The sequence below is a fragment of the Pseudomonas fragi genome (genome assembly GCF_900105835.1).
GTDB classification, from domain to species: Bacteria; Pseudomonadota; Gammaproteobacteria; order Pseudomonadales; family Pseudomonadaceae; genus Aquipseudomonas; species Aquipseudomonas fragi.
Window position 1 is genome coordinate 156,002 of sequence record NZ_LT629783.1, and the last position, 12,569, is coordinate 168,570.

A 12,569-nucleotide genomic window follows, 5' to 3' on the forward strand; every position below is an offset into this window, starting at 1 on the left:
CGATAAATGATCGAACGTCAGACAGATCCGCAGGTTGCATGGCTCATGGCTTTACGGCGCGGAGCAATGACTTGGCAACCAGTTGTTCATACAGCTCGGCATAGGGTTCTACGGCCTGGCACCAGTTGAATGGAGCGGCCATTGCGCGGCAGCGCATGGCATTGAGCAGTTTGGGGTAGCTGAACACCTTGAAGGCACGCTTGAGTGCTTCTTCATAGCTGGCCACGGTGGACTCGTCGAACAGAAACCCGGTCACGCCATTCTCGATGGTGTCGGCCAGGCCGCCGGTGTTGCGGGCCACCGGCAGCGAGCCGAAGCGTTGTGCATACATCTGGCTCAACCCGCAGGGTTCGTAGCGCGAGGGCATCAGCAAAAAGTCGCTGCCTGCGAACATGCGTCGCGCATCGGTTTCATTGAAACCGATGCGTACACCGATCTGACCCGGGAAACGCAGTGCCAGTTCACGCATGGCCTGTTCTTCTTCGGGCTCGCCGCGGCCGATGATGCAAATCTGCCCGCCCGACGCGACGATAAAGGCCGCCACGGCTTCGGTCAGGTCCAGGCCTTTCTGGTACACAAGGCGCGAAACCACGGCAAACAGCGGCCCCTTGGACGGCTTGAGGCCGAACAGGTTGCGCACATGGGCCGTGTTGATGGCGCGGGCGTCCCAGTCGCCGATGGCGAACGGGGCCACCAGGTGCGGGTCGGTGGTGGCTTCCCAGCTTTCATCGATGCCATTGGGGATGCCGCTGAGCAGGCCTTGCTGGGTTTTGCTGGCCAAAAAGCCGTCCAGCCCGCAGCCAAAGGCCGGGGTGGTGATTTCGGTGGCGTAGGTGGCGCTGACCGTAGTGATATGGCTGGAGTAAGCCATCCCGGCCTTGAGAAACGACAATTTGCCGTAGAATTCCATGCCGTCCTGTTGCAGGGCGTGGTGAGGGATGCCCAGCTCCGGGCAGCAGGCACGGCTGAATACGCCCTGGTAGGCCAGGTTATGGATGGTAAACAGCGTTGGCGTGCGTTGGCCGCGCCAGTGCATATAGGCGGGGGTCAGACCGGCAGGCCAGTCGTGGGCGTGGACCAGATCGGGCTGCCAGTGGATTTGCGCCAGGTTGGCAGCCATATCGGCAGCGGCCAGGCCCAGGCGTGCGAAGCGAATATGGTTGTCGGGCCAGTCGCGGCCATTGTTGGCGCCGTAGGGGGTGCCTTCGCGCTCATAAAGTTCGGGGCAAATCAGCACATAGATGACCAGGCCGTCTTTCAAGTCCATGCGCCCGATCTTGCAAGCGGGCAGGGCAGCATGGCCGCCCAGTTCGCCGATGATATGGATCGGGTTGTCGCTGTTGAGCACTTGCGGGTAACCGGGGATCAGCACGCGCACATCATGCAAGTGACGCATGGCCCGCGGCAGTGCGGCCGACACATCGCCCAGGCCACCGGTTTTCACCAGGTCGGCCAGTTCCGAGGTGACAAACAGCACCTTCTTTTTGTTGGGATTGGCGTTGATCACCGCCAGCGCGGGCCTCCCTGCAGGGGCCAGCTCGGGCAGTGAAATAAGCTCATTCACAACTTGCGGGGTCAGACGTTGTTCTTGATGTGGCGCAGCAGCACTGATCATGAATCTCTCCCGTTGTATTTATTGATCTGCCAACGGCCACTGGCGGGTACGCCTCCAATTGCTGATCGGCCCTGTCATCCGTGACAAACATGCTCAAAAGATGATTAGGGCATTGCAAGGAATGCACCAACTGCGGCAACCGGGTCTTGAGTGGACCTACCACGGGCAAATAAGATTTGATTATTCAAATACGACAATTACACGCCGTAGACGCGACAGCGTTGAGTGTAGGAGAGATGGGTCAAGGTGCTAGGTAAAGGCAATGAATTTTTGTAAGACAATGAGAATTGCCTTGTAGGAAAAATATCTAACACGAACAGTGCTTCAGTTTCGTAGCAGCTGACGAGCGGAGCGAGGCTGCGTCCGGCTGCGTAGTGGCCGTAAACCCTGGGAGCCGGGTTTAACTGATACACCGAGGCGTCTGATTTTGCGGCGGCTATGTCGTGGTGCTGCATCGCACCGAACGCAGCCTCGCTCCGCTCGTCAGCTGCTACGGGGATGTGGATGTGGATGTGGATGTGGATGTGGATTTTCGGTTATGCCAAAAAACAGGGCGAGCGCACCGGTTTGGTGCGCTCGCCCTTGACCTCTCAATGGCCAGGGTATTCGGCAATCACCTGGTCCTTGCCGTCGTTGCCCAGGCCGATCACCTGATAGGCGTCCTTGCGATCACCCATTTCCATGCCCGGCGAACCCATTGGCATGCCGGGTACGGCGATGCCCTTGAGGTCGTTGCGCTGGGTCAGGGCAACCACTTGCTCTGCAGGTACATGACCTTCAACGAATTTGCCGTTGATCACGCCGGTATGGCAGGAAGCCAGCCGTGGCTGCACGCCAAGGCGTTGCTTGACGCTGCTCATATCATCCTCTACATGGTCATTGACCTTGAAACCATTGGTTTCAAGGTGGGAAATCCAGGCTTTGCAGCAGCCACAATTGGCATCGCGGTGTACGTCAATGGTCAGCTGCTCAGCTGCTTGTGCCAGCGAGGTCAATAACAGTGCCGACAGAGCGGCAAGGCGCAATGGTGTTTTCATCGTGTACCTCTTTACGAAAAAGCCTCAGCCTGAGCGCCAGGGGCTGTCAGGCAGATGATCACAAGATGACAAAGCTGTCAGGTTGGGGCGCCGGGAGCCCGTTCAAGGGGTCAGGCGCAAGCTGGCGCGAATGCCATTGACCTGGGCTTCGTTGGCCTTGTAGCCCTCTGCGGGGCCGGCGTAGGACAGGGCGTAGGCATTGTTGCCCTGGGTGGCGGCCACTAACGTCTGGGTGATGACGTGGTTACCGTTCTGGGTGATCTTGCAGGTGGTCTGCAGGGCCTTGAGGCCACCCAGGGTACTGTCATGGATCTTGTTGCAGGCGCTCTGGTAGCCACCCTTGGCGAAGTTTTGCTGCAGGGTCTTGCGCATTTGCAGCAACACCGCGTCCATATTGACCTTGTGCTCGGGGGCCAGGGTCGACTGGGTCAGTTCCATGACCATTTGCGGGTCGCCGCTGGCGTCGTTCTTCACCGCTCGCTGGCGCACGCTGCTGTCGTCAGGCGCGGGCGGTACGGCCTGAACTTCCCAGCCACCGGGCCAGGTGATCATCAGACCGTCGGCGCTGGCCACGGGCACGGCAGCCAGCAGGCACAAGCCGATAAAAACAGGGAAACGTCGGGCAAAATGCATGGGTCTCGGGCCTTTTGAGCGATAAATGGATTGCAATAGTGTATCAATAGGTGTCGAAGTATTGCTTTGCAGCGTGACATCAATTTCAACCATTGCTCAGCTAAACCTTTGCTTCTTATGTCTAATCCCGGACAATCGCGCCCCTCTTATGGCCGGGGCGATGTCAGCAAGGTGTTTCTTGTCCGCCCCGGCTGCGTGGTAACGACCGGCTAGCGGAGATTCGACCGGATGAATGACCAGGCTAACAGCGTCGACGAACGCTTCGACGAGACACCAGCGACCCTCACTCGCTGGAACCGTCATGACACCACCTGGATGCTGGGCCTGTTCGGCACAGCGATTGGCGCAGGTACCTTGTTTTTGCCAATCAACGCAGGGCTCGGCGGCTTCTGGCCGCTACTGATCCTGGCGCTGCTGGCGTTCCCGATGACCTTTTATGCCCACCGTGGCCTGACCCGCTTCGTACTCTCCGGCCGCGAAGGTTCAGATATCACTGACGTGGTTGAAGAACATTTCGGCCTGCGCGCCGGTGCAGTGATTACCCTGCTGTACTTCCTGGCCATCTTCCCGATCCTGCTGATCTACAGCGTAGCGCTGACCAACACGGTCGGCAGCTTTATGCTCAACCAGATGCATATCACCCCGCCACCACGGGCGATCCTGTCGCTGGTGCTGATCCTGGGCCTGCTGATTGTGGTGCGTTGCGGCGAGCAGGTGATCGTCAAGGCCATGAGCATGCTGGTCTACCCGTTTATCGTGGCATTGCTGTTTTTGGCGGTGTTTTTGATTCCGCACTGGAACGGCGGCATCCTCAGTACCGCGACCACGCTGCCTGCACCTTCAGTGTTGCTGCATACCCTGTGGCTGGCGATTCCGGTGATGGTGTTTTCCTTTAACCACTCGCCGATCATCTCGGCCTTCGCCGTTGATCAAAAGCGCCGCTACGGTGCCAACGCCGATGAGCGCAGCTCGCAGATCCTGTCCCGCGCCCACCTGCTGATGGTGGTGATGGTGCTGTTCTTCGTGTTCAGTTGCGTGCTGACCCTGTCGCCAGAGCAACTGGCCGAGGCCAAGGCGCAGAACCTGTCGATCCTGTCCTACCTGGCCAACCACTTCAGCAACCCGACCATCGCCTTTGCCGCGCCATTGATTGCATTCGTGGCCATTGCCAAGTCCTTCCTGGGCCACTACATCGGCGCCAGCGAAGGCCTTAAAGGCCTGGTACTGAAAACCGGCAAACGCCCGGGTACGAAAAGCCTCGACCGCATGACGGCCGCCTTCATGCTGGTGGTGTGCTGGGCCGTGGCCACGCTTAACCCGAGCATCCTGGTCATGATCGAAACCCTGGGCGGGCCGGTGATTGCCGCCATCCTGTTCCTGATGCCGATGTATGCGATCCGTCGGGTACCGGCCATGCGCCAGTACTCGGGGCAGATCTCCAACGTGTTCGTGACGGTGATCGGCCTGATCGCGATCTCCTCGCTGGTGTATTCGCTGATCCCTTGATGCATGCCCCTGTCGCCGCCGTCCTGGCGGCGACAGGGCAATGATTGACCCGCGCAAGCCGTCCAGGGCTTGAGTCTGGCCAGTACTGCGAATATGATTGCGACCCATTCCTATTCGCAGTGTGCTGACCGCACGTCCCGAGGGTTCCCGTGTCGCCATCCCCGCCGAACCCACCGCTGCTGCACGCAGACGTGCATGGCCTTTACAGCGATCATCATGGCTGGCTGGTCAACTGGCTGCGCCGGCGCCTGCGCGATACCGACAATGCCGCCGACCTGGCCCAGGACACCTTTCTTTATGTGCTGGGCAAGCCTGAGCAGGTGACGCACTTGCGCGAGCCGCGGGCCTGGCTGAGCAGCATTGCCAAGGGCCTGTTGATAGACCGCTTTCGTCGGCACAAGGTCGAACAGGCCTACCTGCAAGCGTTGGCGCACCTGCCCGAGCAGCAGATGCCTGCCCCGGAAGAACGCTTGATCCTGCTTGAAACCCTGACCCGAATTGATGCGTTGCTCGATGGCCTGAAGCCCAATGTGCGCACTGCCTTTTTGCTCTCGCGCCTTGAAGGCCTTGGCTATCAGGCCATCGCCGAGCGCCTGGGCGTTAGCGTCAGCTCGGTGGAAAAGTACATGGCCACAGCCATCCGCCATTGTTTTTTGGCGCGTCAGGCCCTGTGAGCGCGGGTTCGTCACCGCCTGAATTTGCCCCCCATGTGCTGGACCAGGCGATTGACTGGCTGGTCAAAACCCGGTCCGGTGCAGCACCGCCGCAGGTGTTTGCGGCGTGTGAGCAATGGCGCGCCGCCGACGCCAGCCATGAAGCTGCCTGGCAAGCCCTGCAAATGACCGAGAGCACCTTGCGCCAGGCTTCGGCGCTGCCCGGGCGCGTGGCCCTGGACACCTTGGCCGGCAGTGGCCGCCTGCGTTCACGGCGCCAGGCCCTCAAGGTACTGGGGTTGGGCATGCTGGGGTCGGGAGCGGGGGGCCTGCTGCTGCAACAGCAGCCCTGGCGTAGCTTTGGCGCAGACTATGCGACAGGCGTGGGGGAACGACGCTCCTTCAACCTGCTCGATGGCACGCGATTGCAGCTCAATACCGACAGTGCTGCTGACGTGCTGTTCACGGAGCAACAGCGCCTGATCGTATTGCGCGATGGCGAGATTTTTGTCCGCACGGGTTTGGACCCTGCCGCTGCCAGCGGGCGCCGGCCGTTTTGGGTACACACCCGCGAGGCGCGGTTGCAGGCTATTGGCACCGCATTCGATGTCCGTCAGGAGTCGGGGCGTACTCGATTGATGGTCGAGGAGGGCGTAGTAGCGATTCACTTGCCCGATGCCCGGCCAGTGCTGGTACAGGCGGGCAGCGAGTACCTGATCGAGCCGGGCTCGGCGCAGTTGCAGCCGGCGTCTGTGTTTAATGCTAATGGCTGGGTCAGCGGTGTGCTGGTGGCCAGGCAGATGCGCCTGCAGGATCTCGTGCAAGAGCTGGCGCGCTATCGCCACGGCTGGTTGCAGTGCGATCCGGCGGTCGCTCAATTACGGGTTTCCGGGGTGTTTCAACTCGACCGCATTGACCACGCGCTGGACGGGTTGAGCCAGTCACTGGCGGTACGTGTTGAGCGCCGGACACGGTTCTGGACGCGGATTGTGCAAGCTTAAACCGTAGCAGCTGCCGAAGGAACGAGGCTGCGTTCGGCGGCGAAGCCGTCGTAAAACCTCATAGTCGGGTTTAACTGATACACCGCAGAATCTGATTTTGCGACGACTACGTCGGGGTGCCGCATCACGCCGAACGCAGCCTCGTTCCTATGGCAGCTGCTACGAGGTTTTGCGCAGTTACAAATACGAATAATTATCACATTTCTTTGCGGGTTTTCGGCTGGCCTTCGACAGATAGGCATAAGACTTATCCATTGCAGGAGCCCCGCGCCAATGTCCCGTGTTTTTCCCATCCCTTCATTGCCTCCCCGCAGCCGCCTGGCCATTGCCTTGCATATCGTTTTGCTGGGCTCCGTCGTGCAGCCATTGGCGCAGGTCAGCGCTGCGCCCTTGAGCGTCCAGCGCAGCTTCGATGTACCCGCCAGCAATCTGCAGGATGCACTGAACCGCTTCGCCCAGCAGGCCAATATCTCCCTGCCTTATGATCCGGCGCTGGTGCAAGACAAGCAGGCGTCAGCTCTCAAGGGCAGTTTTGAGGTGGCTCAGGGCTTGCAGCAACTGCTCAGGGGCAGCGGCTTGACCGCCACCGAAGGCGCCGGCGGAGTCTGGACCCTGTACTCGCTGACCTCCGGCAATGCGCAGGGGCAGTTGCAACTGCAAGCTACCAGCGTCACGGGTATGGCGTTGGGCAGCACCACTGAGGGTAGTCACTCCTACACCACGGGTGAAACCAGTACAGCAACCAAATTGCCGCTTTCGCTGCGCGAAACGCCGCAATCGGTCACGGTCATTACCCGTCAGCAAATGACTGACCAGGGCTTGGGCAGTATCGCTCAGGTATTGTCGCAAACGCCCGGTATCACCGTGGTGCATGACGACAGCGAGCGCTACAACTTTTACTCACGGGGTTTCACCCTCGATAACTTCCAGTACGACGGCGTACCGACCTCGGACTTCACCACCAATACCAACGGCCTGGGCATGCGCGACATGGCCATTTACGATCGCGTAGAGGTGGTGCGCGGTGCCACCGGTTTGATGAGCGGTGTGGGTAGCCCGTCGGGGGCGGTGAATCTGGTGCGAAAACGCCCGACCAAGGAATTTCAGGGATATATATCGGGCAGCGGCGGCTCATGGGACCGCTATCGCAGTGAGCTGGACGTGTCCGGGCCGCTGACGGAAAACGCTGCACTGCGCGGGCGTGTGGTGGCCGCCCACGAAGATGGCCGCTCCTTTATCGATCGCTATTCCTCGACCAAGGACGTGTTCTACGGTATCGGCGAAGCGGATTTGACCGACGACACCACTCTTTACGCCGGTATCGACTACCAGCGGATCAATTCCAACGGCTCAAGTTTTGGCCAGTTGCCGCTGTATTACAGCGACGGCAGCCGCACCCACTTCAAGCGCTCGATGAATCCCGCAGCCAAGTGGGCCTATGCCGACAGTGAAAGCACCAAGTACTTCGCCGGTGTTGAACAGCGGTTTGCCAACGACTGGCTGCTCAAGGTCGAGGCCAGCCACTGGAAGGGCAACACCGAGCAGTTGCAGGGCAACCTTGTGGGCTGGGGGCCTTTCCCGGACAAGGCCACCGGCGAAGCGCAGTTTATGAGCGGGACCAAAACCTTCAAGATCAATACCGACACGCTGGACGCCTATGCAACCGGGCCGTTTGAGTTGTTGGGACGTACCCATGATCTGGTGGTGGGGATGAACGTCAGTGACCGGCGCACGGACTATCTGGCGATGAATGCCGATGACCTGACCGTCAATTACCAGAACTGGAACAACGACGCGCCGCGCCCTACAGATTTGAGCCAGGGCTTGAAGCAAAAGTACACGACCAAAGAGTCGGCAGCCTACGCAGCATTGCGCCTTAAACCTGTAGACGATCTGTCGATCATCCTTGGAACCAGGGTGGTGGACTACGATCGCAAGGGCACAATGACCTATAACGCGGCGCAAACTGTGCCAACCACGGATAACAGCAAAAAAACCGGGAAGATGATTCCTTATGCCGGGATCGTCTACGACTTGAGCGAAAACCACTCGGTCTATGCCAGCTATACGGATATCTTCACCCCGCAAAGCTACTTCGACCGCGACGACAAGGTTCTGCCGCCGATGACCGGCCAAAGTTATGAGGCCGGTCTGAAGTCCGAGTATTTCGGCGGTGCGCTGAACACCAGTTTCGCCCTGTTCATGATCAAGCAGGACAACTACGCCGAATACGATGGTGTACGCGATGACGGCCAGGATGCCTACAAGGCAATCAGCGGAACCAAAACCAAGGGTTTGGAGGCCGAAATATCCGGTGAAATCATGACCGGCTGGCAATTGCTGGCGGGCTACACCTACGCCCAGCCACGGGACAAGGACGGCAAGCGGATCAACAGCAACCACCCGGAGCAATTGTTCAAACTGGCCACCAGCTATCAATTGACCGGCGACCTCAAAGACCTCAACGTGGGCGGCAACCTGACCTGGCAGGGCTCGACCTACAGCGAGCTGGATTCCTCGATCAAGACCGAGGCCAAGGAGGGCAGCTTTGCCGTGGTCGGCCTGATGGCCCGCTATGACATCAGTAAAAACCTCAGTGCGTCGGTCAATCTGAACAACGTCTTCGATCGTGAGTACCTCAGCGGTTACGGCCTCTACTCGACTTATTACTACGGTGACCCGCGCAACCTGATGCTGGGTATGAAGTACCGTTTCTGACGAGGTTTTCATCTCGCGTTTGCCCTGCGTCGGCTATGGTTAAAAACCACGAAAACGGAGGCTGGCAATGAGCGATCCCACCATCCATCAGGCAGCAGCAGACGGTTACAAGCAAGGCGCCGACACCTATGTGCGCGGGCGCCCGGATTACCCGGCGGGTGTAACTGCATGGCTGTGCGAAACCCTTGGCCTGGGCCCCGGGCAAACCGTGCTTGAAGTCGGCGCCGGTACCGGCAAGTTCACCACGCGCCTGTTGCAGACGGGCGCGCGGGTGATTGTGGTAGAGCCGGTGCAGGCCATGCTCGACAAGCTCTCGGGCAGCTACCCCGAAGTCGAAACCCATCAAGGCACCGCCCAGGCCATACCCCTGGCCGATGCCAGTGTCGATGTGGTGGTGTGCGCGCAAGCTTTTCACTGGTTTGCCACCTCTGCCGCGCTGACCGAGATGTATCGCGTGCTCAAGCCAGGTGGGCAACTGGGGCTGATCTGGAACCTGCGCGATGCCAGTGTGCCGTGGGTGGCGCAACTGGATGCGCTGGTCAATCAGTGGGAAGGCGATGCGCCGCGCTTTTATACCGGCGCATGGCGTCAGGCATTTCCTCATCCGGGCTTTGGCCCTTTGCGCGAGCAGCAGTTGAGCCATTCCCACGACGGACCGGTAGAGGACGTGATCTTCAATCGGGTGCGTTCGACCAGTTTTATCTCGGCGCTGGCACCGGCCGAGCGTGATCGGCTGGAACAGCAACTGACGGCTTTTGTCGCCTCGCACAGTGTGTTGAATCACGGTGCCACCGTCAGCGTGCCGTATGTCACATCGGCATTTGTCACCCGCAAGGAGCCTTGACCTGCATCAATGCGCCTGACTTGCACAGGCATAGCCTGAGCTCCATCCATGTTCCAGGAGGTTGCCACAGATGAGCATCATCGTGACCGGGGCTGCCGGGTTTATCGGCAGCAATCTGGTGAAGGCGCTTAACCGGCGCGGCGAGCGCGACATCATCGCCGTCGACGACCTGACTGACGGCGACAAGTGCCGTAACCTGGCGGACTGCGATATCGCCGATTACTTCGACAAGCGCGAATTCGTACAGCGTTTTGCTACCCATCAACTGGGCGATGTACGCGCCGTGTTCCATCAGGGGGCGTGTTCCAGCACGGTCGAAAGCGATGGGCGGCTGATGATGGACAACAACTACCGTTACAGCTGCGATGTGCTTCAAGCCTGTGTGCAGCAGACCGTACCCTTGCTGTATGCCTCTTCGGCGGCGGTGTACGGGGCTGGGCGGGACTTTCGCGAAGCCCGCGAATGCGAGCGGCCGTTGAACGTGTATGCGTATTCAAAATTTCTCTTCGACCAGCGGGTCCGTCAGTTGCTGCCCAGGGCGCGCAGCCAGATCGTCGGCTTGCGCTACTTCAATGTGTATGGCCCGCGCGAGCAGCATAAAGGGCGTATGGCGTCGATGGTCTGGCACTGTTTCAACCAGTACCGGGAGCGTGGCCATGTCGAGCTGTTTGGTGAGTACGGGGGTTACCCGGCGGGCGGGCATGAGCGCGATTTTGTTTCGGTGGAGGATGTGGTCAAGGTCAATCTGCACTGGCTGGACCACCCGCAGACCAGCGGCATTTTCAACCTGGGCACGGGGCAGGCGCGGTCATTCAATGATCTGGCGCTGGCGACCATCAACAGCGTGCGCTGTGCCGAGGATCGCCCCCCCCTGACCCTGGAAACGGCCTTGCTGGACGGTGTGTTGCGGTATTGCGAGTTCCCCGAGGGGCTCAAGCACAAGTACCAGGTGTACACCTGCGCTGATCTCGGCCAGTTGCGTGAGGCGGGTTATCGCGAGCCGATGCTGGGGCTGGAGGAGGGCGTGCAGCGCTATTGCGCACAGTTGCTTGGCCGCTGTGACCGCTGATACGGTCGACCTGTTTGGGGGCGGGATCTGTGAGCACATGTTTACTTTGTGGGAGCGGGCTTGCTCGCGATGGCATCGACGCGGTTCAACTGAAACACCGCGCCGCCTGCATCGCGAGCAAGCCCGCTCCCACAGGATGAAGTTATTTAGCTGACAATAGTGCTTCCAGTTTTTCCTGGTCACGGGCGAACTGGCGAATGCCTTCGGCCAGTTTTTCGGTGGCCATTGCATCTTCGTTGGAGGCCCAGCGGAATTGCGCTTCGTTGAGGCTCAGGCGTGGCTCGCCTTTGTGGCCAGGGGCCAGTTTGCGCTCCAGCTTGCCGTCGTCCAGTGCCAGTTTTTCCAGCAGGTCGGGGCTGATGGTCAGGCGGTCGCAACCGGCCAGTTGCTCGATCTGGTTAAGGTTGCGGAAGCTCGCACCCATCACCACGGTGTTGTAGCCATTGGCTTTGTAGTAGTTGTAGATGCGGGTAACGGACTGCACGCCCGGATCATCGGAGCCTACATAATCAATACCGGTGGACTTCTTGTACCAGTCGTAGATCCGGCCCACGAACGGCGAGATCAGGAACACTCCGGCATCGGCACAGGCAGCTGCCTGGGCAAACGAGAACAGCAGGGTCAGGTTGGTTTGAATGCCGTCCTTTTCCAGCTTCTCGGCCGCGCGAATGCCTTCCCAGGTCGATGCCAGCTTGATCAGCACGCGGTCGCGGCCTACGCCGGCCTTGTCGTAAAGCTCGATCAACTGGTGGGCTTTTTGCAGCAGGGCCGGTTCGTCGAACGACAGGCGGGCGTCGACTTCAGTGGAAATGCGCCCCGGAATCACGTTCAAGATACCGCTACCCACGGAGACCGCGAAGTGGTCGCAGGCCTGGCCTACATCGCCTTTGGCGTGGCTAATGGCGTTTTGCAGCAGTTCTGCGTAGCCGGGCATCGCTGCAGCCTTGAGCAGCAGCGACGGGTTGGTGGTTGCATCCACGGGTTTGAGGCGGGTAATCGCGTCGAGGTCGCCGGTGTCTGCGACCACGGTGGTGAACTGCTTGAGTTGTTCCAGCTTGGAAGTCATGAGCGTCTCTGTCGGAAAGGTATTAATGGCAGTACAGATTGAGTGCGTTATCGATCAATAGTTCGTTGAACCCAGAGTGGCAGAATGCCGCTGAATGCGTTCCCAGTGCAACTAATGGTGCGGATTTAATCTGTCGCAGTGCCATTCTCCCGATTTTACAGTTCCAGCTTGCCCCAACCCGGCTTGGGCGGCTCTGGCTCGGCAGTCTGCACGGCATTGACGGTTTTGCCGGTGGCCAGTTCGACCCGGCGCGCCACTTCCGGGTCGTCGGCAAAGGGCATCAGGCTGGCTTCGTCGATATCCTTTGCGGTTTTGTGCTTCAGGCACCAGCCCACCGCGAAGTACAGGCTGATCACGGCGGCGCTGTTGAGGGCGAGGTCGAGCATGGGCAAGGCTCCTTGCGCAAAGGCAACGCAGGCCCTTGGCC

Annotated in this window: 11 protein-coding genes; 6 read left to right on the forward strand and 5 right to left on the reverse strand. The window is 59.8% G+C overall.

Features of this window, described 5'->3' with window-relative positions; all coding sequences use genetic code 11:
• Positions 1–43: 43 nt before the first annotated feature.
• The 3 genes from glgA to BLU25_RS00760 form a co-directional block, all read right to left on the reverse strand.
• Positions 44–1,615, reverse strand: coding sequence for a glycogen synthase GlgA (gene glgA, locus BLU25_RS00750; RefSeq protein WP_016780443.1), 1,572 nt, complete (start codon positions 1,613–1,615; stop codon positions 44–46).
• A gap of 590 nt (positions 1,616–2,205) precedes the next feature.
• On the reverse strand, positions 2,206–2,652 hold the full coding sequence (locus tag BLU25_RS00755) for a DUF411 domain-containing protein (protein WP_083369467.1): 447 nt from the start codon (positions 2,650–2,652) through the stop codon (positions 2,206–2,208).
• Between the two features lie 102 nt (positions 2,653–2,754).
• Complete coding sequence (locus tag BLU25_RS00760) at positions 2,755–3,285, reverse strand: DUF4946 domain-containing protein (RefSeq protein WP_016780445.1); 531 nt, start codon at positions 3,283–3,285, stop codon at positions 2,755–2,757.
• Between the two features lie 228 nt (positions 3,286–3,513).
• Here BLU25_RS00760 and BLU25_RS00765 point away from each other — a divergent pair, with 228 nt between their 5' ends.
• From BLU25_RS00765 to rfaD, 6 genes are all read left to right on the forward strand, one after another.
• On the forward strand, positions 3,514–4,791 hold the full coding sequence (locus BLU25_RS00765) for a serine/threonine transporter (protein ID WP_016780446.1): 1,278 nt from the start codon (positions 3,514–3,516) through the stop codon (positions 4,789–4,791).
• A gap of 149 nt (positions 4,792–4,940) precedes the next feature.
• Complete coding sequence (locus BLU25_RS00770) at positions 4,941–5,465, forward strand: sigma-70 family RNA polymerase sigma factor (protein WP_016780447.1); 525 nt, start codon at positions 4,941–4,943, stop codon at positions 5,463–5,465.
• Positions 5,462–6,445, forward strand: a complete 984-nt coding sequence (locus BLU25_RS00775; RefSeq protein ID WP_016780448.1) for a FecR domain-containing protein — start codon at positions 5,462–5,464, stop codon at positions 6,443–6,445. The genes BLU25_RS00770 and BLU25_RS00775 overlap by 4 nt, the downstream gene beginning before the upstream one ends.
• Before the next feature lie 273 nt (positions 6,446–6,718).
• Positions 6,719–9,163 (forward strand): TonB-dependent siderophore receptor, encoded by a 2,445-nt coding sequence (locus BLU25_RS00780; protein ID WP_083369468.1) that lies wholly within the window; start codon positions 6,719–6,721, stop codon positions 9,161–9,163.
• Between the two features lie 67 nt (positions 9,164–9,230).
• Complete coding sequence (locus BLU25_RS00785; RefSeq protein WP_016780449.1) at positions 9,231–10,007, forward strand: class I SAM-dependent methyltransferase; 777 nt, start codon at positions 9,231–9,233, stop codon at positions 10,005–10,007.
• Between the two features lie 70 nt (positions 10,008–10,077).
• Positions 10,078–11,076, forward strand: coding sequence for an ADP-glyceromanno-heptose 6-epimerase (rfaD, locus tag BLU25_RS00790; protein WP_016780450.1), 999 nt, complete (start codon positions 10,078–10,080; stop codon positions 11,074–11,076).
• A 142-nt stretch (positions 11,077–11,218) separates the two neighbouring features.
• On the opposite strand, the gene tal is transcribed toward rfaD, so the two are convergent.
• Together tal and BLU25_RS00800 are read right to left on the reverse strand one after the other, a co-directional pair.
• Positions 11,219–12,142: a transaldolase gene (gene tal, locus BLU25_RS00795; RefSeq protein WP_016780451.1), complete on the reverse strand. Its 924-nt coding sequence runs from the start codon at positions 12,140–12,142 to the stop codon at positions 11,219–11,221.
• A 155-nt stretch (positions 12,143–12,297) separates the two neighbouring features.
• Positions 12,298–12,528: a hypothetical protein gene (locus BLU25_RS00800; RefSeq protein WP_016780452.1), complete on the reverse strand. Its 231-nt coding sequence runs from the start codon at positions 12,526–12,528 to the stop codon at positions 12,298–12,300.
• Positions 12,529–12,569: the final 41 nt, after the last annotated feature.